The organism is Nocardia sp. alder85J (assembly GCF_020176955.2).
GTDB lineage: Bacteria > Actinomycetota > Actinomycetes > Mycobacteriales > Mycobacteriaceae > Nocardia.
The window spans coordinates 193334-212338 of record NZ_JAIUCZ020000005.1; the positions used below are offsets into that span (position 1 = coordinate 193334).

A 19005-nucleotide genomic window follows, 5' to 3' on the forward strand; every position below is an offset into this window, starting at 1 on the left:
CCGCAGTCGTTTCCGGGTCAGGCCGGCGGGCAGCAGACCCGGTCGACGTCACGCCGGGCGGGTCCGTGAGGGCGCTGATAGATTGGCGCCCATGCGGATCGGGAGCAACGGGGGGCGCGGGCGGATCCGCGCGGGATGGCTGGCCGCCGCGGCGGCCGCGGGAGTGATCACCGGGCAGGCGCAGCTGAGCGCGGCGTCGGCGGCCACGGACTGTTCGGCGGGGTGGCAGTCCACCACGCTGATGACCGGGCACGGCCAGCTGGAGAATCTGGACCCGGACGGGCAGGGCGGTTTCTACGTCTCCGGGTTGCAGTCCGGTGAGTTGCTGCACCTGCGGGCCTCGGGCGAGGTCGACACGCTCGCACGCGGTTTGACCGCGCCCGGCGGGGTCCGGTTCGACGGTCGCTCCGTGTACTTCCTCACCGGTGACGCGTTTCCCGGGCCGCCGGGGGCGTTGCATCGCTACGACCCGGCGACCGGGGAGTTCACCGATCTGCTCGGCGGGCTGAACATGCCCAACGGGTTGCTGCTGCTGCCCGACGGTGATCTGCTCATCGCCTCGTCCGCACCGTCGGACACCTCCCAGGGCGTGTCCCGGTACCGGCCCTCCACCGGGGAGTACACCAAGGCGTGGGCGCCGCTCGGCCTGTCCAACGGGATGGCACTGTCCGGAGACCGGCAGGCGGTCTACGTGAGCACGCTGACGGCGCAGATCTACCGGGTGCCGCTGGACGCGCCCCAGAACGCGAGCGTCGTGCTGGGTGCCCCGAGTCTGGTCGCGCTGCCCGACGATATGGATGCGGCCCGGTCCGGCACGCTGTACTTCGCCGATCAGGTCGCCGGGGCGGTGTATCAGGCCGATCCCGCGACCGGTGCGGCGTGTTCCGTGGTGACGGGGCTGATCACGCCCGGTCCGGTCCGGATGCCACCCGATGGCGCCAGTTCGGTGCGCATCGCCCGCGACGGCGACGGCTGGGCCCTGTACGTCACCGCCATGGACGGGGCGCTGCGGCGGCTGCGGCCGCCGCCGGGTGTCGACCTGACACCCGCGACACCCGGCCGCTGAGCGAACGACTCGGTCGCCGACCGAATTGCCCGGCCACCGAGCTGGTTACGCAGCCGCCGACCGAATTGCCGGGCCGCCGAACCAGTTGCGCGGCGGCTGACCGAGGTGCCGCGGGCGCGGCCGGAACTGCCTGTCGCGTATGTTGTTTCGCTGTTCACCAGTCGTTCAGTTCGCGGGCGGCGGCCGCGTAGCGGGTCAACGCCAGGCGGACGCCGGGGATGTCCTGGTAGTCGCGTTGGGCGCGGCGGAGGTAGTCGCGGACGTCGTCGCCGGTGTGGATGGCGCCGTAGCCGACCGTGGGGTACCGTTGCGCGGGTTCCGGGGGCGGAGCCCAGATCAGGCCGTGGGTGGAGAGGAAATCGGTGACCGCGGCCAGTTCCCGGATCGGCTTCTCCAGGTCGGTCAGGCGGTCGCGATAGATCTCGGTAGCCGGGGAATCCGGGCCGAAGATGCGCTCGAACTGGTTCTCGACGGTGTCGTTCGCGCGGATCGCGACCTGGGTCAGCGCATCCCAGACCGGGCGCGCGATCAGGGCGTGCACGATCATCTCGCCGTCGAGCGCGGTGGCAATGGGGAATCCGGCGGGAAAGTCCGGGAAGGCGACCGCGCCGCAGGTGCGCGCGATACCGGCGACGAGGACGTCGACTTCCGTTTCGTCGCAATCCCATTCGGGGGCCGCGAACCGGCCGTCGCGTTGCCGGGCCCGGAAGTACCCGACCACCAGGTCGGTGTTCAGATCCTCCTCGATGCCGTCGATCGCGCCGTAGCGATCGTGGGTACCGGTCATGCCCAACGTGATCGGCCGGTAGGCCCCCGGGACTCGTTGCAACACAACGAGGGTGGCATCCACCGGGCGCAGGCTCACCCCGGTGACCAGACAGTTGGTGTCGAAGTACCCCATGCTCCCCACCGTACGGAAAACCCGCCCCGGCCGCCGCACCCCTGTTCCGACAGTGCAACGGCCGCAGCGGGTTCCGTACGACGGACTAATTCGCCGGGACGGGCGCCGCCGGATTCACACACATCGGGCCGGGCGCGGTGCACGGCGACGTCACGGTGGAGAAGTACTGGTACGCCGACCACATGATGACCGGACCGGCGGCCAGTGCGTAGCCGCCGATCGTCCCGAGGGCTCCCAGGACCGCCACGCCGGCGATACAGCCGACCACCGCACCGGGGAGCAGCCCGCCGAGGAGTGTGGTGGCTCCGGCGGACACCGAGCCGGCGATGCCGCCGGCGACACAACCGGCCGTCGCGCCGACGAGCGCGCCGATGGCGGCGCCACCCACGGCCGCGACGCCGGCGCGCGCGGCGAACAGGCCCAGTTCGTTCAGGTCGCGCGGGGTGAACGACTCGCTCACGGGTTCGGCCGCGGCCTGCTGCTGCCCGCGCGCGATGTCCGCGGCGGTGATCGGGTCGGTGACCGCGTGCCCGTCGGTCAGCGACGGGGTCAGCCGCACGCTGTGGCCCGCGACCACCGCGGCGATCGGGAACACCTGATCGTCCTTGCGGTACGACAACGGCAGCGAATCGTTGAACTTTCCGGCCGCGTCACGGACGACGACACTGCCGTCCACGGTTTCGAAGGCGCCGTCGGGGGCCGAGATCACGATCGACCCGCCCGCTCGATCGACAGTGAAATGGACACCATTCAGTTCGACCGCCTGGTGCTCCGGTACGGGCTGCGGCGCCGGGGCCCGATCGGTGATCGGTTCGGCATTCGCGGCGCTGCCCGCGACGCTCAGGGCGCCGACGAGCAGCACTGCACACGCAGTGGTTTTCCTCATCTGTATTCACTTTCCATCGGGGGGACCGCGGATTCCGGACGCGCGCATATACACACGTGCCGGGATCCCGGATGTCCGGCGCGACATCGCTTTCCGCGCTGTCGCGCCGAGCGAATTCCCGCCACCGGACGCCCAGGCCACGGGCGGTCGGCGACGGGATCACCCCGAGTGAAGTCGATCGACCAGGGCCACTTCGAGATCCGATCCGATATTCGAATCCCACGATCGCGAACGACGCTCGCCTGCCGTCGCGCGGTCGAATACGACCGTGGCCCGGGACGATCGTCCCGGGCCACCGCGGCCGGATTACTCCGGCCTAATTCGCCGTACTTCCACTCACTTCGCGGGAGCCGGAGCCGCCGGATCCACGCAGTAGGTCCCCGGGCCGTTGCACGGCGCCAGGATGGTGGAGAAGTACTGGTAACTCGACCACAGCACGACCGGGCCGAGCACCAGGGCATTGCCGAGCAGCGTGCCGACGGTGCCCACGGTCGCGACGCCGGCGATGCAGCCGACGACCGCACCGGGGAGTACGCCGCCGAGCAATGTGGTGACGGCGGCCGACACCGAGCCCACGGCGGCGCCGGCGACGCAGCCGAGGGTGCCCCCGACCAGCGCGCCGATCGCCGCGCCGGCGACCGACGCGATGCCGACGCGCTGGGCGTAGGCGACCAGCGCGGTCAGATCCCGCGGCGTGAACGACTCGCTCACCGCACCGGCCGAGGTGATGTCCTGCCCGTGCGCGATGGCCGCGGGGGTGATCGGGTCGGCGACGACGTGGGCGTCCGTCCGCGACGGCGTCAGTCGCACGGTGTGCTCGGCGATCTCCGCGGCAATCGGATATTCCCGATCGTCCGTGCGGTACGACAGCGGCAGGGAGTCCTGGAAATTCCCGGCCGTGTCCCGGACCACCAGGGTGCCGCCGGCGGTCTCGAAGCCGGCCTCGGGGGCCGACAGCACGAGCGTGCCGCCCTCGCGGTCAATTGTGAAATGTATACCGTTCAGTTCGATCGCCTGATGGTCCGGGACGGACTGCTGCGCCGGTGCCCGGTCGACGATCGGCTCGGCCTGCGCGGCGCCGCCGGCGGTGCTCAGGGCACCGACCAGCAACACTGCGCACGCAGTGGTTTTCCTCATCTGTATTCACTTTCATGGGGGACCACGGATGCCGACGCCACGTGCGGACACGCGACGCCGGCATCCCGGATGCCCCGGCCCGGCACCCCTGCCCGAGGTACCGAACCGAGTTATCACCCGGCGGGCGGAAAATCCCGATCTGCCATCCCCATGCCAGTTCCCGCCGGGCGATCACTCCGAAATATACACAAATCAGTCAAAAGGGACAGTATTTGCACTAAGGCTGATTTCTATCAATCGCGTCCGATCGGCGCTCTTCAGAACCTGCACAGACGGATATAAGCGCAGCACGGAACACACGTGCCCGGAGCATCGGTCCGAGAGGGCTGAATACATTCGATCAGGTTCGGCGACACCGGCAAACAGTTGCGATCACCGCGAGTTCAAGCCGACGCCGGCCGGAATACCCAGGGAACGCGACCGCCGCACATCCGCGGCAACCCGAGTCCCGGGGACCGTCCGGCCGGGTCCGGACACGACTGTGGCCCGGGGCGATGCCCCGGGCCACAGTGGCTCGATTCGACGCGCGGTCGCGCGCTCACCCCTTCTTGGCGGTGAGCCTGGTGACGATGGCGGCGAAGTCCTCGTTCTGGAAGGACTGGTTCTCCTGGCTGAGCGCGTAGTCCAGGGTGGCCAGCACCGCGCGCTCGAGGTGCGTGTTCAGGATGCGCTTGGTGGATTCGACCGCCTGCTGCGGCAATTCGAGGATCTTCTTCGCGCAGGCCAGGGCCTCGGTCAGCGGGTCGGCCACCACGTGGTTGACCAGGCCCATCTCGCGGGCGCGGTCCGGGGTGATCCGGGCGCCGGTGATCGCGTACTCCTTGGCCAGCAGCAGGCTGGTGTGCAACGGCCAGGTCAGCGGGCCGCCGTCGGCGGCGACCAGGCCCACCTGCACGTGCGGGTCGGCCAGGTGCGCGGTCTCGGCCATGTACACGATGTCCGACAGCGACACCAGGCTGCACCCCAGCCCCACCGCGGGACCGTTGACCGCGGTCACCACCGGGACCCGGCAGCGGGTCATGCCGAGCACGATGTCGCGGCCGTCGGCGATGGTCTTCGCCCGCAGATCGGCGTCCTGGCGCAGCTCGTTCAGGTAGGTGAAGTCGCCGCCGGCGGAGAACGCCTTGCCGGCGCCGGTCAGCACCGCGACGCGCGCGCCGCGGTCGGCGGACAGCCGCGGCCACAGCGTGGCCAGGCCGTGGTGCAGCTCGTCGTCGACGGCGTTGAGCTGCTCCGGCCGGTTCAGTGTGATGATCCGCAGTGGGCCTTCGGCTTCCACGCGGATCGCATCGGGCATGTCGTACATGTCAGGCTCCCAATCCGAGGATGCGACCGGAGATGATGTTCTTCTGGATCTGCGAGGTGCCGCCCATGACGCTCTGCGCGCGGCTGTACATGTACGAGCCGAGCAGTTCCGGGTCCCGGGTGCCGCCGACGGCCAGTGCCGCGTGGCCGACGGACTGGTCGACCCAGGTCATCAGCAGCTTGTCCAGCGAGCCGTCGGGGCCGTGGACGATACCGTCGAGCTGTTCGGACAGCCGCCGCCGCACGTGCAGGCGCAGCATCTCGACCTCGACCGCGGCCCAGGCCAGATCGGCCGGAGGCGGGCCGTCGACGCGAGTGGCCATCTGCCGCACCAGTTTTCCGTAGCGGGCCGCGAAACCCAGGGTGGAGGGCTCTCTTTCGTGGCCGACGACGGTCATGGCCAGTTTCCAGCCCTCGCCGGGTTCACCCACCATGTGGTCGGCCGGCACCCGGGCGCCGTCGAACAGCACCTGGCCGAATTCCTTGGTGACACCGCTGATCATCTTCAGCGGCCGCTGCTCGATACCGGGCTGTTTCATCGGCACCACGAAGGCCGAGATGCCCTTGTGCCGCGGCGCTTGCGGGTCGGTGCGGGCCAGCAGCAGGCACCAGTCGGCGACGTCGGAGTAGCTGGTCCAGATCTTGTGACCGTTGATGACGTACTCGTCGCCGTCGCGGGTCGCGGTGGTGCGCAGCGAGGCCAGGTCGGAGCCGGCGCCGGGTTCGCTGAAGCCCTGGCACCAGCGTTCGGTGCCGTTGATCATGCCGGGCAGGAAGCGCTGCTGGAGTTCGGCGCTGCCGTGGTGGCCGAGGCCGACCACCAGATAGCCGAGGCTGGGCCGCGGCGGGGCGCCGGCGATCGCCAGCTCCTCGTCCAGGATCACGTCGTAGACCGGCGGAAGGTTCTGTCCGCCTACGTCTTCCGGCCAGGACAGGCCGAAGAAACCGGCCTGGTACAGCGCGCGGTGCCACTCGCCCTGCTTGGCCCAGTACTCGTCGCCCGAGGTCGGGAAGGTGCCGGCGATATCGGCCAGCCAGGTGCGCAGCCGGGTGCGGAACTCCGCTTCCTCCGGCGAATCACGAAAGTCCAAGGTCGATCTCCTCCAGGCTGACGGGGAACAGTTCGGTCGAGGTGAGCACCCGCCGCAGGTAGATGTGCGCGAGGCATTCCCAGGTGTTGCCGATGCCGCCGTGCACCTGGATCGAGGTCTCGCAGATGGTCCGGGCGGCGCGGGCGCAGTACAGTTTCGCGATCCGAGCGGCCTGCACGGCCTCGGCGGCGGGGAGTTCGTCGACGGCCCAGGCGGCGTGCCGCAGCACGCTGATCGAACCCTCGATCAGGGCCTGGCTCTCGGCCAGCAGATGGGCCACCGCCTGATAGGAGCCGATCGAATGTCCGTACTGCTCACGGATTTTCGCGTACTCGACGGCCAGGGTCTGAGCGCCGCGGGCCGCGCCGAGCAGATCGGCGGTGGTGGCCACCAGAGCCAGTGCGTGCCACTGCGCGGCCTGCTCGGCCGACAGCTCGCCGATCGACTGCACCGCGCCGGTGAGGGCCGCGTCGACCCGGGTCGGATCCGCGCCGGGCAGCAGTTCGCCGACAGCGCCGGACAGGATCGCGCCGTCGGCGACCACCAGCGCGTGCTCGGCATCGCGCGCGTCGACGGCGCGGTGACCGCCGAAGCGGGCGCCCACCTCGACCGCGATCGTCCAGCCGCCGGTGTCCTCGTCGGGCTGCCCGCGCAGATCGTCGGCCAGCACCGGGCCGAGGAACGGCACGTCCACCAGGCCGCGGCCGAATTCCTCGGCCACCAGCGCCACTTCGACGCCGGAGGCGCCGTCGGAGCGCAGCGCCCGCCAGCCGGTGCTGTCGACGGCCTTCTCCAGCCGCGCCAGCCGGGTGGGGTCGCCGAGCTCCCCCACCGAGCCGGGGCCCAGGTCGGACGCCAGCTTGGCGGCCGCGTCGCGCAGCTGGCGCTGCTCACTGGTCAGTCGAACGTCCATACTGCTCCTTGAGAACTCGGCGCAGCACCTTGCCGGACGGCAGGCGCGGAATTTCGGGTACGAACAGCACCCGGCGCAGGCGCTTGTAGCCGGCGAGCCGGTCGGCGACCAGGGCGCCCAGCTGCTCCGCGGTGGGCGGTGCGGCGGCGGACACCGCGACGGCCGCGACGATCGCCTCGCCGTCCGCGCCGTCCGGGACGCCGAACACCGCGGCGTCGATCACCCCCGGATGGCTCAGCAGCACGCCCTCGATCTCGGCGGGCGCCACCTGGAAACCCTTGACCTTGATCATCTCCTTGGACCGGTCGGTGAGCCGGATCCAGCCGTCGGCGTCGACGGAGCCGACGTCGCCGGTGCGGTACCAGCCGTCGTCGAACGCGTCGGCGTTCGCCTCCTCCGGCAGGTACCCGCTCATCAGCGACGGTGCGCGCAGCTGGATCTCGCCGATTGCGCCGGGCGGCAACGGTTCTCCGGACTCCAGGTCGATCACCCGGACCTCGACGCCGGGCACCGCCTTGCCGACGCTGTCCAGGCGGGCGCCGTCGAGCGGATTGCAGGCGATCACCGGCAGTTCGCTGGCGCCGTAGGCCGGCACCCAGCCGACACCTGTTCGGCGCGTGACGGTTTCGGCGATGCCGGCGGTGACCGGGGTGGCGCCCCACATGATGTAGCGCAGCGAGGACAGGTCGTAGGATTCCAGATCCGGATGCTGGGCCAGGGCCAGCGCGATCGGCGCCACCGCCATCTCCACCGTGATCCTGTCCTCGGCAATGCATTCCAGCATGCGGTTCAGATCGAAGCGGCGGTGCAACCGGATTCGCGCACCGACGGCCAGCGCGGTCTCGATGTTCAACAGCCCCAGGATGTGCGAGGGCGGGGTGAGCACCTGGATCCGGTCGGCGGCGGACAGCTCCAGCGCGTCACGCCAGTGCACGACCGCGGCGGCGAAGGAGGCGTGGGTGTGCCGGACCGCCTTCGGCATCCCGGTGGTGCCGGAGCTGAACACCAGCACCGCCTCGGCGTCGCGCTCGGGTTCGGTGTCGGGGCCGACCAGCGGGATGATCGGCTCGTCCAGTGACAGCATCGACATCAGCTCGGCCAGCACCGGCTGGTCGCCCACCGCGGCGGCGGGCCGGGTGAGGACCAGCGCGTGCTCGGTCTCGGCGCGCTTCCAGGCGGGGCTGATCAGCACCACCGAGGCGCCCAGCTGCCAGATCGCGCGGACGGCGATCACGAACTCGGGGCGGTTGCCGGACATCAGCGCCACCCGGTCGCCGCGGCGCACCCCGCGCTCGCGCAGGGTGACGGCCAGGCCGCGGGCCAGGGCGTCGAGCCGGGTGCGCGAGTACGCCCGGTCGTCGAAGACCAGCGCGATCGGCTCGTTCATCGTCGTGTTCCTGCCCGTTCCGGTATCCGTGCCGACGAGGCGATCTCCGCTCGCGATGCTTGCCGTCGCGGGACTTCGTTGAGAAGATCTCGTCTCGTAAGTGAGAATAGTATTCTCTGTACGTTAGAATCTTAATACCAGGAGGTGGCGGTTCATGGCGAGACCCCCAATGTTTCAACGCGCGACCGTGACCCGGATCGTCAAGGAGAGTGTCGACGCCCGCACCTTCGTGCTGGCGCCCCACGACACACCCATCTCCTACGTGGCCGGGCAGTTCTGCACGTTCCGGGTCGCCGTGGACGGCCGCGAGCTGTTCCGGTCCTACTCCATGTCCAGCGCGCCGGAGACCGACACCGAGCTGATGACCACGGTGAAGCGGGTACCCGGCGGCGCGGTCTCCAACTGGATGCACGACAATCTCGCCGAGGGCGACGTGGTCGAGATCAGCCAGGCCGCGGGCCGGTTCTGCCTGCGCGACACCGATGTTCCGCTGCTCGGCTTCTCCGGCGGCAGCGGTATCACGCCGATCCTGTCGCTGGCCAAGAGCGCGCTGGCCACCACCGGGCGGCGGGTGCGGCTGCTGTGTGCCGACCGCGACCAGCCGTCGATGATCTTCGAGTCGGCGCTGGCCGAGCTGGTCCGGCAGTATCCGGACCGGCTGGCGGTCACCCGGCATCTCGACGCCGACGCCGGATTCCTCACTCCGGCGGCTATCCGCGAGTTCACCGGGGTCGACGGGCACGCCGACAGCTACATCTGCGGGCCGGAGCCGTTCATGGAGATGATCGAGCTGGCGCTGCCGGGTCCGGGGCTGATCTACAGCGAGCGTTTCGGGGCGGCCGCGCCGGTGATCCCGGGTGCGGAGCCGGACGCGGACACCGTCAAGACGGCCGGAACCATCGCCGCCACTCCCCCCGCCGCCCCCGCGGTGACCGAGGAGGGCACGGTCACGATCATCCTGAACCGCAAGAAGAAGACGGTGCCCCGCAAGGACGGCGAGACGCTGCTGGAGAGCGCTCGCCGCGCCACCCTGAGCCCGCCGTTCTCCTGCGAGGCCGGCAACTGCGCCACCTGCATCGGCAAGATCCTCGACGGCAAGGCGACCATGCGGCAGAACAACGCCCTCGCCGACGACGAGATCGAGGACGGGTACGTCCTGACCTGCCAGGGGGTGCCGGATTCGGCGTCGATCACGGTGACGTACGACGAGTGAGCGTCAGGCGTGCCCTCGCTATCATGGCTGCATGTCCGCCGAATTCGCCGTGCAACCGGAGCTCCCGGCCTTCATGACCTGGGAAGAGCTCGAGCGGCTGCCGGAGGAGATCGCCGGTGAGATCGAGTTGTGGGACCGCCGCGTCGTGTGGGTGCGACGCGGACCTGCGGAACACTCGATCTTCACGGCACGAATGTGGAATTCCTTCGAACGCTGCGTTCGTGATCATGCGGCCACCGGGCCGGACGAATGCTGGCGGGCAGGTCTCGAGATCAACGTCTTCTTCGGCAGAACGGGCAAGAACAGCTTCCTGACCCCCGACTTCCTGATACATCGTTGCCTGGACCGGCCGTACCAGGATGTCCGCGCCGAGGACGTCCTACTCGCCGGTGAGGTGCTCTCACCGTCGAACAGCAGCCGCGAGATGGAGATCAAGCGAGCGCGCTACGCGAGCGGCGGAATCCCCTGGTACTGGGAAGTCCACCTGCACCGTGAGACGAGCGCGATCGAATTCGTCCGCGCCTACGCACTGGAGACACGCGTCGGCCGGCTTCCCGATGGCGTCCAGCCACGGTACCGGTCCAACTACCTGTTCGTGAACGAATGGACCCCCGACGACGAGGACGGCATCCGGATCAACTTCCCGTTCCCGATCTCGATCCCGTGGTCGGACCTCGAATACTGAAGCGCGACAGTCAGATTCCCCAGTACCGCACCGGTCGAGCCACGGTCGCAACGCGGTCGAGCGGGATGCCACGATAGCGATTCAGTTTGATCTGGAAGAACTCGGCGACTCCGTGAGCTTCGACCAGATCCAGGACATTCTCGAGTTTGGCGGCCACCGGACCGTTCGGCGATTACCGCAGTATCCGCAGTAGCGGTCGCCAATCGCTGAACCCTCCGTATCCAGAAGGTTCAGCAGGTCCTGCTCTTGCAGGATCCGCGGATCGGCATCGTCTGGATGGATGGTGCAGGCGTTCGCGTTGGTCATCGCTGAGATCGTCGCGGCGGACGGTTTTGCGGTCGAGATGTAACTCCCGGGCGATCGCGCTGATCGTCTGACCGCGCGACAGCATCTGCTGGATCTGCGGATGCCGCCGGTCACTTCACCGTGGCCTCCCTTCGCCCTCGATCAGGCCGACATGTCTGCACTCAGATGCGTGACTCTGAACGTCACTGCTGGTCGACCGTGCCCCGACCGGATAACAGCCAGGTGCGACGAGCGTTGACAACGCGGGCGACCTGGAGATCCTGACCAGTTTGAACCCGAACCGGAGCGACGCAACAGCACGTGCAACTGTGCCCGATTTAACACCGAGGTACTGACCGATTTCGAAATGCACTATGTGGCAAGCCGCCTCACCAGCCCAGGATTCTCGTTCCGCCGCCCGGATGTGGTCCTGAATCGATGCTTCGACGAGGACCGCAAGGTGATGACCTCCGACGCCCTGCTGGTGGTCGAAGTGGGGTCACCGGGCTCCGAGTACACCGACACGGTCGACAAGCATGCGGAATATGCCCGAGAGGGCATCCGCACCTACCTCATCGTGCACCTCGACGCCGACCGCCGGAACAAGATAATCCAGGAATTCCGTCTGGACTGGGCCAGCCGCACCTACCGGCTGGCAGACACCCACCAGGAGCGTCTCGTCCTCACCGACCCGTTCCCGGTCGACATCGCCTTCACCGCACTCGACGCCTGAATCCGCAGATCGGCTGCACGGATGTTCGGGGCGGGCGGCCTCGATCTCGTTCGCGAGACGCCGGGCGACCTGGTTGTGCTGCCGACTTCCGCTGCGGCAGAAGATCACCTGACCGTTGACCACCTCGATGGATCGCTGCACGTCCTCGGGCAGCGCCAGGTACTGATCCTCGGTGATGATCAACATCTCGGGATCCGCCGCCCACGCCGGCATGGCCAACTCGACTCCGTCTCCTTGGACCGGTACCTGCGCACATCCTAATGAGCGACCGGCGCAGCCCGAAGCGGGAAGGAAGATCCGGGCCCGTGCCCGTTTCAGTCCTCGTGCTCGCCGAGGGCCGGAGGTGGGCCGTAGGCGGGGTGGTGGCCGGTGATGCGGATGGGCGATCCGACCAGGCGGAAGTCGCCGGCGGTGATCACCGATTGCGGGGTGGCGTCCAGGGATTCGGGGAGGGTGCGGACGGCGGCGGCCGGGATGCCCAAGGGGCGCAGGCGGTTTTCCCAGTTGATCGCGGTGTCGGCGGCCAGCGCGGTGGTGACGGCGGCGAGGACCTCCTCGCGGCGCTCGGCGCGTTCGGCCATGGTGGGGAAGCCTGCCACGGCGGCTTCGGTGGCGAAGGTCTTCCAGAAGCCGTCGTGGGTGATGAACAGGGCCAGGTGGCCGTCGGCGGTCGGGAACATCTGGGCCGGAACGTAATACGAGTGGGCGCCGAAGGGGCGGCGGGTGGGGGCGGTGCCGGTGTTGAGGTAGGCGGCGGCGTGGTAGTTCAGCTGGGACAGCATCACGTCGCGGAGGTTCACGTCGACCTGGCCGCCGCGGCCGGAGACGATCTGGGCCAGCAGGCCCAGGGCCGCCGTCAGGCCGGTGGAGTTGTCGGCGGAGGAGTAGCCGGGCAGCGTCGGCGGGGCCGCGGGGTCGCCGGTCATGGCGGCGACGCCGGTGGCGGCCTGGACGATGTAGTCGAAGGCGGGGTCGTCGCCGCCGTCGAGGCCGAAGCCGGTGATCGCCACGCAGACGATGCGCTCGTTGTACGCGCGCAGTGTCTCGTAGGTCAGGCCGAGGCGGCGGATCGCGGACGGTTTCAGATTCACCAGCAGCGCATGGGAATTCGCGGCGAGTTCATGCAGGCGCTGCCGGCCCTCGGGGGTGCCGAGTTCCAGGCGGATGCTGCGCTTGCCGCGGTTGAGGCTGGCGAAGTAGGTGTCGCTGACCTGGCGGGAGATCTCGCCGGTCGGCGGTTCGATCTTGGTGACCTCGGCGCCGAGGTCGGCCAGCATCATGGTGGCGTACGGGCCCGCCAGCATGGTGCCGACCTCGAGGATGCGTATGCCCGCGAGCGGGCCGGGGCCGCCGGTCGGCGACCCCTCCCCCGGCGCGCTCACCGCAGCTCCGCCGCCAGGGTCGCGATCATCTCGCGGGTGCGGCGCTTGGATTCGCGCAGCTCGTCGAGGGTGTCGCCGATCGGGAGCAGGCGCACCGACATGTCGGTGGCGCCGGCGGCGGCGTAGCGGCGCAGCTGGGCCGCGATCTGCTCCTCGTCACCGGCGATGCAGATGTCACCGACGTTCTGCGCGTCACCCATGTCCAGCAGCCGCTGGTAGTTCGGTGACGTCTCCGCCTCGGCGAGAATGCGATTGGCGCGGGTCTTGGCCTCGTCGACCTCGGACGGGCGGCACAGGCAGACCGGCAGGCCCGCCACCACGCGGGGAGCGGGGCGGCCCGCGTCGGCGGCGGCCTTGGTGATCTTCGGGACCACGTGGTCGGCGATGGCGCGCTCGTCGGCCATCCACAGCACGGTGCCGTCGGCCTGTTCACCGGCGATGCGCAGCATCACCGGGCCGAGCGCGGCGAGCAGCACGGGCAGCGGCGAGGCCGGGCCCAGATCCAGCGGGTTGTGCACCGTGAACGTGTCGTTCTCGACGTCGACCGGGCCGGGGGCGGCCAGCGCGGCGTTGAACACCTCGAGGTAGTCGCGGGTGTAGGCGGCGGGCTTGTCGTAGGGCAGCCCGAGCATGTCGCGCACGATCCAGTGGTGCGACGGGCCGACGCCGAGCACCAGCCGGCCCCCGGCGGCGGTGTGCGCCGAGAATGCTTGCCGGGCAAGGGTGATCGGGTGCTGGGCCTGCAACGGCACCACGGCCGTGCCCAGTTCGATGCGGGTGGTCCGCATGCCCATCAGGGCGATGGTGATCAGCGCGTCGAAGTCACTGGGCAGCTGCGGAATCCACGCGGTGTCCAGGCCCGCGGACTCGGCCCAGTCGATGTCGGCGAGCATCCGGGTGAGTTTGCGGGTCGCGTCGCCCTTCTCGGGGCCGATCATCACACCGATGCGCACGTTGTCCTCCAGGTGTTTCACGATAGTTGCTGTGGCGCTGCGGGTTACGCTTGCGGACTGCTCAGGACGGCGTCGCCGTCCCGGTGAGCGCCCGGATCTCGGTGACCAGCGTCTCCAGCGGGGTGCCGGTCGGGAAGACCGCGGCCGCACCGGCGTCCAGCAGCTTCTGCACGTCGCTCTGCGGGATGGTGCCGCCGACCACGACGGCGATGTCACCGGCGTCGGCCTCGCGCAGCGCGTTCACCGTGCGGGTGGTCAGCGCCACGTGCGCACCGGAGAGGATGCTCAGGCCGACGACGGCGACATCCTCCTGCAGCGCGATCGACACGATGTCCTCGATGCGCTGCCGGATGCCGGTGTAGACCACCTCGAATCCGGCGTCGCGCAGGGTGCGGGCGACGATCTTGGCGCCGCGGTCGTGCCCGTCCAGGCCGGGCTTGGCGACGAGAATGCGGGCCGGCATCAGAACACCACCGGCTGCTGGAACTCGCCCCAGACACCCTTGAGGGCGTTCACCATCTCGCCCACCGTGCAGTAGGCGTTGGCGCAGTCGATCAGGCGATGCATCAGGTTCTCGGTTCCCTCCGCGGCGCGGGACAGCGCGTCGAGGCTGGCGCGAACGGCCGCGGAGTCGCGTTCGGCCTTCACCCGGGTGAGCCGCTTCAGTTGCAGCTCACGGCCTTCGGCGTCGAGTTCGTAGGTGTCGATGTCCGGCGCCGGCTCGTCGGAGACGAAGCGGTTGACGCCGACGACCGGGCGTTCGCCGGATTCCACCTCGTGGTGCAGCTTGTACGCCTCGTCGGCGATCAGGCCCTGGAGGTAGCCGTCCTCGATCGCCCGGACCATGCCGCCGTGGTTCTCCAGGTCGGTCATGATGTCCTTGATGCGCTCCTCGGTGGCGTCGGTCAGCGCCTCCACGAAGTAGGAGCCGCCGAGCGGATCGGCCACCCGGGTGACCCCGGTCTCGTAGGCGAGGATCTGCTGGGTGCGCAGCGCCAGCGTCGCCGACTCCTCCGAGGGCAGCGCGAACGGCTCGTCCCAGGCGGCGGTGAACATCGACTGCACGCCGCCGAGCACCGAGGCCAGCGCCTCGTACGCGATGCGGACCAGATTGTTCTGCGCCTGCGGCGCGTACAGCGAGGCTCCGCCTGCGACACAACCGAATCGGAACATCGACGCCTTGTCGGCGGTGGCGCCGTAACGCTCCCGCACGATGGTGGCCCAGCGACGGCGTCCCGCACGATATTTCGCGATCTCCTCGAAGAAGTCGCCGTGCGTGTAGAAGAAGAAGGAGACCTGCGGCGCGAACTGGTCGATGGTCATCCGGCCGCGCTCGACCACGGTGTCGCAGTAGGTGACACCGTCGGCGAGGGTGAAGGCCATCTCCTGCACCGCATTCGCGCCGGCGTCGCGGAAGTGCGCACCCGCCACCGAGATCGCGTTGAACCGTGGCACCTCCGCGGCGCAGAACTCGATGGTGTCGGCGATCAGCCGCAGCGACGGCTCCGGGGGCCAGATCCAGGTGCCGCGCGAGGCGTATTCCTTGAGGATGTCGTTCTGGATGGTGCCGGTGAGCTTCGCGCGCGGCACCCCCTTCTTCTCCGCGGCGGCGACATAGAAGGCCAGCAGGATCGCGGCGGTGCCGTTGATCGTGAAGCTGGTGCTGATCTTGTCCAGCGGAATGCCGTCGAACAGGATCTCGGCGTCGGCGAGGGTGTCGACCGCGACACCGACGCGGCCCACCTCCTCGCTCACCTCGGGATCGTCGGAGTCGTAACCGCACTGGGTGGGCAGGTCCAGCGCGACCGACAGGCCGGTGCCGCCCTGTTCCAGCAGGTAACGGTAGCGCCGGTTGGACTCCTCGGGCGTGCCGAAGCCGGAGTACTGCCGGAAGGTCCACGTCCGCCCGCGGTAGCCGGTGGCGAAGTTGCCGCGAGTGAACGGGAAGACGCCCGGAGCGGGCGGTTCGGCAGCGCGATCACCCGGTCCGTAGACCGGCTCGAGCGGGATGCCGGACGAGGTCTGCACATGGTCGTTCATCAATGGATACCGTACTTGCAAAAAATGAGAATGCCAATACCATCAAACGCAAATGACCCGAGTAGATGCGCCGAAAAAGGAGAATGATGGCTGAGCAGCCCACCCTGGCGGACCGCACGATGGTGATCTCCGGCGCCAGCCGCGGGATCGGGCTGGCGATCGCGGTGGCGGCCGCCCGGCAGGGTGCGAATGTGGTGCTGCTGGCCAAGACCGCGGAACCGCATCCACGGCTGCCGGGTACGGTGCACACCGCCGCCGCCGAGATCGAGGCGGCCGGCGGCCGGGCCGCGGCGGTGGTCGGCGACGTGCGCAACGAAGAGGACGTGCAGCGGGTGATCGACACCGCCGTCGAGAAGTTCGGCGGGGTGGACATCTGCGTCAACAACGCCAGCGCCATCGCCACCGAACCCACCGAGAAGTTGTCGGCGAAGAAGTTCGGGCTGATGCAGGACATCAACCTGCGCGGCACCTTCCTGCTCACCAAGGCCGCCGTGCCGCATCTGCGGGCCTCGTCGAACGCGCACGTGCTCACCATCGCGCCGCCGTTGAACCTCCATCCGTATTGGCTGGGTGTGCATCCGTCCTACACGCTGTCCAAGTACGGCATGACCATTTTGGCGCTGGGCTGGGCAAGCGAGTACGCCGAGGCGGGCATCGCCTCCAACTGCCTGTGGCCGGAGACCTTCATCGCGACCTCGGCGGTGGCCAACATGCCCGACGGCGAGCAGCAGCTCACCGCGGCCCGCAGCCCGGAGATCATGGCCGACGCGGCGGTGGCGATCCTGTCCCGGCCGGCCCGCGAGTTCACCGGTCGCGCCCTGATCGATGCCGAGATGCTCACCGAGCACGCCGGGATCGCGGACCTGTCCGGCTACGGCGGTGGCGACCGTCCCACCCCGGATCTGTTCCTGGACAGCGCGATTCCCGAAGCCTGAGCCGGACGACCACTTCCGGGCCGACAGCCGCCCATCCGACATCCGGGAAAGGAATCGTCGTGACATCTGCCGACACCACACGCCGCGAACTCTGGGAGGCGGGCCTGCAGGTCCGTCGCGAGGTCGTGGGCTCCGAGTACGTCGACCGGGCGCTGGCCGCCGCCGACGACTTCCAGTTGCCCATGCAGGAACTCGTCACCGAGTACTGCTGGGGTTCGGTGTGGACCCGGCCCGGCCTGGACCGCCGCACCCGCTCCATGCTGAATCTGGCGATGCTGGCCACGCTGAACCGGTCCAGTGAATTCGCCACCCACGTGCGCGGCGCGCTGACCAACGGGGTCACCGAGGAGGAGATCCGGGAAGTGCTGTTGCAGGCCACCATCTACGCCGGGGTGCCCGCCGGGGTGGAGGCGTTCCGGATCGCCGGGCCGATCCTGGCCGAACACCGCGCCGCCGCTGCCGAATCCGGGTCGGAGGCGCACTCGTGAACGGGCCGGTCGCTTTCATCGGCCTGGGCAACATGGGCCGGCCGATGTCGCGGCGGCTGGTCGAGGCCGGGGTCGACGTGATCGGCTTCGATCCGGCCGAATCCGCCCGCGCGGCACTGGTTTCCGCCGGTGGCCGGGTGGCCGACACCGCCGCGGCGGCGGTCGCCGGGGCCGGGTTCGTGATCCTGATGCTGCCGACCTCCGCGATCGTGGAGGCGGTGCTCGGCGACGCGGCGGTGCTGGCCGAATTGCGGCCCGGCACCGTGGTGATCGATATGAGTTCGTCGGAACCCGAATCGACGCAACGACTCTCGGCCGCGTTGGCGGAACGGGAGATCACCCTGGTCGACGCGCCGGTCTCCGGCGGGGTGCCCGGCGCGAACGCGGGCACGCTGGCGCTGATCGCGGGCGGCCCGGACGCGGCCGTCGCGAGCGTCGCCGGGCTGCTGGCGCCGCTGGGCCGGTTGCAGCACGTGGGTGCGAGCGGCGCCGGGCACGCGGTGAAGGCGATCAACAATCTGATGTCGGCGATCCATCTGCTGGGTTCGTCGGAGGGGGTCGCGATCGGGCAGCGCTTCGGGGTGGATCCGAAGGTGCTGATCGACACCATCAACATCTCCTCCGGGCGCAGCGCCTCCACCGAGCTGAAGTTCCCGCGGTTCATCCTGCCCGGCACCTACGACTCGGGCTTCGCGATGAGCTTGATGGTCAAGGACATTCGCATCGCGCAGGGGCTGGCCGCGGCGGTCGGCGCGCATGTCCCGCTCAGCGAGCGGGCCGTGGAGCTGTGGGCCGCGGCCTCCGGCGATCTCGGGCCCGGCGCGGATCAGACCGATATCGCGCGGTGGATCGGCGACCGGACCACCGATCCGGCCTGATACGCGGCCGTACCCGCCGACCGGCTCACACCGATGCGACAGGCGGGCACATCGGCGTATGCCGTTCGCTCACAACATTTCCCGGGCCCGTCGGCAGCACGCCGACGGGCCCGCGATATTTCCGCCGCCTTCAGCCCGCCTGCCGGAAATCCGCCGCGCGCGGCCAGGACCGGCCCTCGATGCGCTCGATGCCGACGTTGAATCGCTGTAGGTACGCGGCGAATTCGGCGATCTCGGCGTCGGTCCACCGCTCGAACACCATCTCCAGGCCCGCGATGTTGCCGAGCCGTTCCAGTTCCAGGCGCCGCTCCCCCTCCTCGGTGATCCGGAACTTCCGCGCGATGCCGCCGTCCGGATCCGGGATGCGCCGCACCAGCCCCGCGCGCCACATGGCGGCGGTCTGCCGGTTCAGCGTGGAGGCGTCGAGCCCGAAGGCGTCGCTGAGTTGCCCGATCGACATCGGCCCCTCGGCCCGGATCCGGCTCAGCAGCACATAGGCGCTGTAGCGGTCCAGTGCCGCGCCCTCGCGCCGCCGCGAGGTGCCCGGGTTCATCCGTCGCCCGAGCAGCATCGTCTCCAGTTCGATGTCCGCAACCGGCCTGTCCATCTCGATCCTTCCCGACACGATCGGCATTGATCGTGTGCCCGCATCGTCCCACGCGAGACGTGCACCACATCTATTGTGCATCATACACATTCTATGTACGGTGCATATAGTTGAACTTCC

Annotated in this window: 21 protein-coding genes; 8 read left to right on the plus strand and 13 right to left on the minus strand. The window is 69.3% G+C overall.

Annotation, left to right across the window (positions count from 1 at the left end):
• The first annotated feature begins 91 nt into the window (after positions 1 to 91).
• On the plus strand, positions 92 to 1066 hold the full coding sequence (locus LBW94_RS20645; protein ID WP_225061244.1) for a hypothetical protein: 975 nt from the start codon (positions 92 to 94) through the stop codon (positions 1064 to 1066).
• A gap of 154 nt (positions 1067 to 1220) precedes the next feature.
• On the opposite strand, the gene LBW94_RS20650 is transcribed toward LBW94_RS20645, so the two are convergent.
• The 7 genes from LBW94_RS20650 to LBW94_RS20680 all read right to left on the minus strand — a co-directional run bounded on the left by LBW94_RS20650 (position 1221) and on the right by LBW94_RS20680 (position 8686).
• Complete coding sequence (locus tag LBW94_RS20650; RefSeq protein ID WP_225061245.1) at positions 1221 to 1967, minus strand: hypothetical protein; 747 nt, start codon at positions 1965 to 1967, stop codon at positions 1221 to 1223.
• A gap of 85 nt (positions 1968 to 2052) precedes the next feature.
• Entirely contained in the window at positions 2053 to 2853 is an 801-nt protein-coding gene (locus tag LBW94_RS20655) for a hypothetical protein (protein ID WP_225061246.1), read from the minus strand.
• Between the two features lie 336 nt (positions 2854 to 3189).
• On the minus strand, positions 3190 to 3990 hold the full coding sequence (locus tag LBW94_RS20660; RefSeq protein WP_225061247.1) for a hypothetical protein: 801 nt from the start codon (positions 3988 to 3990) through the stop codon (positions 3190 to 3192).
• A 538-nt stretch (positions 3991 to 4528) separates the two neighbouring features.
• Positions 4529 to 5296, minus strand: coding sequence for an enoyl-CoA hydratase/isomerase family protein (locus LBW94_RS20665; protein WP_225061248.1), 768 nt, complete (start codon positions 5294 to 5296; stop codon positions 4529 to 4531).
• Between the two features lies 1 nt (position 5297).
• Positions 5298 to 6386 (minus strand): acyl-CoA dehydrogenase family protein, encoded by a 1089-nt coding sequence (locus LBW94_RS20670; protein WP_225061249.1) that lies wholly within the window; start codon positions 6384 to 6386, stop codon positions 5298 to 5300.
• The gene (locus tag LBW94_RS20675) at positions 6373 to 7299 is read right to left on the minus strand and encodes an acyl-CoA dehydrogenase family protein (RefSeq protein ID WP_225061250.1); all 927 of its coding nucleotides are present in this window, start codon (positions 7297 to 7299) and stop codon (positions 6373 to 6375) included. The genes LBW94_RS20670 and LBW94_RS20675 overlap by 14 nt, the downstream gene beginning before the upstream one ends.
• On the minus strand, positions 7277 to 8686 hold the full coding sequence (locus LBW94_RS20680; protein WP_225061251.1) for a class I adenylate-forming enzyme family protein: 1410 nt from the start codon (positions 8684 to 8686) through the stop codon (positions 7277 to 7279). Before LBW94_RS20680 ends, LBW94_RS20675 begins: the two co-directional genes overlap by 23 nt.
• A gap of 154 nt (positions 8687 to 8840) precedes the next feature.
• Between LBW94_RS20680 and LBW94_RS20685 the strand changes: the two genes are divergently transcribed.
• Positions 8841 to 9899 carry a ferredoxin--NADP reductase gene (locus tag LBW94_RS20685; RefSeq protein ID WP_225061252.1) on the plus strand — a complete coding sequence of 353 codons (1059 nt, stop codon included), beginning with the start codon at positions 8841 to 8843 and terminating at the stop codon, positions 9897 to 9899.
• Positions 9900 to 9930: 31 nt separating this feature from the next.
• A complete protein-coding gene (locus tag LBW94_RS20690) occupies positions 9931 to 10584 on the plus strand; it encodes a Uma2 family endonuclease (RefSeq protein WP_225061253.1) in 654 nt (217 codons plus the stop codon).
• Between the two features lie 10 nt (positions 10585 to 10594).
• On the opposite strand, the gene LBW94_RS20695 is transcribed toward LBW94_RS20690, so the two are convergent.
• Entirely contained in the window at positions 10595 to 10741 is a 147-nt protein-coding gene (locus LBW94_RS20695; RefSeq protein ID WP_266271689.1) for a hypothetical protein, read from the minus strand.
• A 495-nt stretch (positions 10742 to 11236) separates the two neighbouring features.
• On the opposite strand from LBW94_RS20695, the gene LBW94_RS20700 reads away from it, so the two are divergent.
• Together LBW94_RS20700 and LBW94_RS20705 are read left to right on the plus strand one after the other, a co-directional pair.
• Positions 11237 to 11602 (plus strand): Uma2 family endonuclease, encoded by a 366-nt coding sequence (locus LBW94_RS20700; protein ID WP_225061254.1) that lies wholly within the window; start codon positions 11237 to 11239, stop codon positions 11600 to 11602.
• Positions 11603 to 11623: 21 nt separating this feature from the next.
• Entirely contained in the window at positions 11624 to 11863 is a 240-nt protein-coding gene (locus LBW94_RS20705) for a hypothetical protein (RefSeq protein WP_225061255.1), read from the plus strand.
• Between the two features lie 53 nt (positions 11864 to 11916).
• Here LBW94_RS20705 and LBW94_RS20710 read toward each other — a convergent pair whose 3' ends face one another.
• The 4 genes from LBW94_RS20710 to LBW94_RS20725 all read right to left on the minus strand — a co-directional run bounded on the left by LBW94_RS20710 (position 11917) and on the right by LBW94_RS20725 (position 15977).
• On the minus strand, positions 11917 to 12984 hold the full coding sequence (locus tag LBW94_RS20710) for a CaiB/BaiF CoA transferase family protein (protein WP_225061256.1): 1068 nt from the start codon (positions 12982 to 12984) through the stop codon (positions 11917 to 11919).
• Entirely contained in the window at positions 12981 to 13937 is a 957-nt protein-coding gene (locus tag LBW94_RS20715; RefSeq protein ID WP_225061293.1) for an LLM class F420-dependent oxidoreductase, read from the minus strand. Before LBW94_RS20715 ends, LBW94_RS20710 begins: the two co-directional genes overlap by 4 nt.
• A 61-nt stretch (positions 13938 to 13998) precedes the next feature.
• Positions 13999 to 14400, minus strand: a complete 402-nt coding sequence (locus LBW94_RS20720; protein WP_225061257.1) for a cobalamin B12-binding domain-containing protein — start codon at positions 14398 to 14400, stop codon at positions 13999 to 14001.
• Positions 14400 to 15977 carry a methylmalonyl-CoA mutase family protein gene (locus LBW94_RS20725; protein WP_225061258.1) on the minus strand — a complete coding sequence of 526 codons (1578 nt, stop codon included), beginning with the start codon at positions 15975 to 15977 and terminating at the stop codon, positions 14400 to 14402. The genes LBW94_RS20720 and LBW94_RS20725 overlap by 1 nt, the downstream gene beginning before the upstream one ends.
• Positions 15978 to 16063: 86 nt before the next feature.
• Here LBW94_RS20725 and LBW94_RS20730 point away from each other — a divergent pair, with 86 nt between their 5' ends.
• From LBW94_RS20730 to LBW94_RS20740, 3 genes are read left to right on the plus strand one after another with little or no spacing between them, the layout of a single operon-like run.
• Complete coding sequence (locus LBW94_RS20730) at positions 16064 to 16912, plus strand: SDR family oxidoreductase (RefSeq protein WP_225061259.1); 849 nt, start codon at positions 16064 to 16066, stop codon at positions 16910 to 16912.
• A gap of 59 nt (positions 16913 to 16971) precedes the next feature.
• Positions 16972 to 17400, plus strand: a complete 429-nt coding sequence (locus LBW94_RS20735; RefSeq protein WP_225061260.1) for a carboxymuconolactone decarboxylase family protein — start codon at positions 16972 to 16974, stop codon at positions 17398 to 17400.
• Positions 17397 to 18278 carry an NAD(P)-dependent oxidoreductase gene (locus LBW94_RS20740; protein WP_225061261.1) on the plus strand — a complete coding sequence of 294 codons (882 nt, stop codon included), beginning with the start codon at positions 17397 to 17399 and terminating at the stop codon, positions 18276 to 18278. Before LBW94_RS20735 ends, LBW94_RS20740 begins: the two co-directional genes overlap by 4 nt.
• A 130-nt stretch (positions 18279 to 18408) precedes the next feature.
• Here LBW94_RS20740 and LBW94_RS20745 read toward each other — a convergent pair whose 3' ends face one another.
• On the minus strand, positions 18409 to 18885 hold the full coding sequence (locus LBW94_RS20745) for a MarR family winged helix-turn-helix transcriptional regulator (RefSeq protein ID WP_225061262.1): 477 nt from the start codon (positions 18883 to 18885) through the stop codon (positions 18409 to 18411).
• Positions 18886 to 19005: the final 120 nt, after the last annotated feature.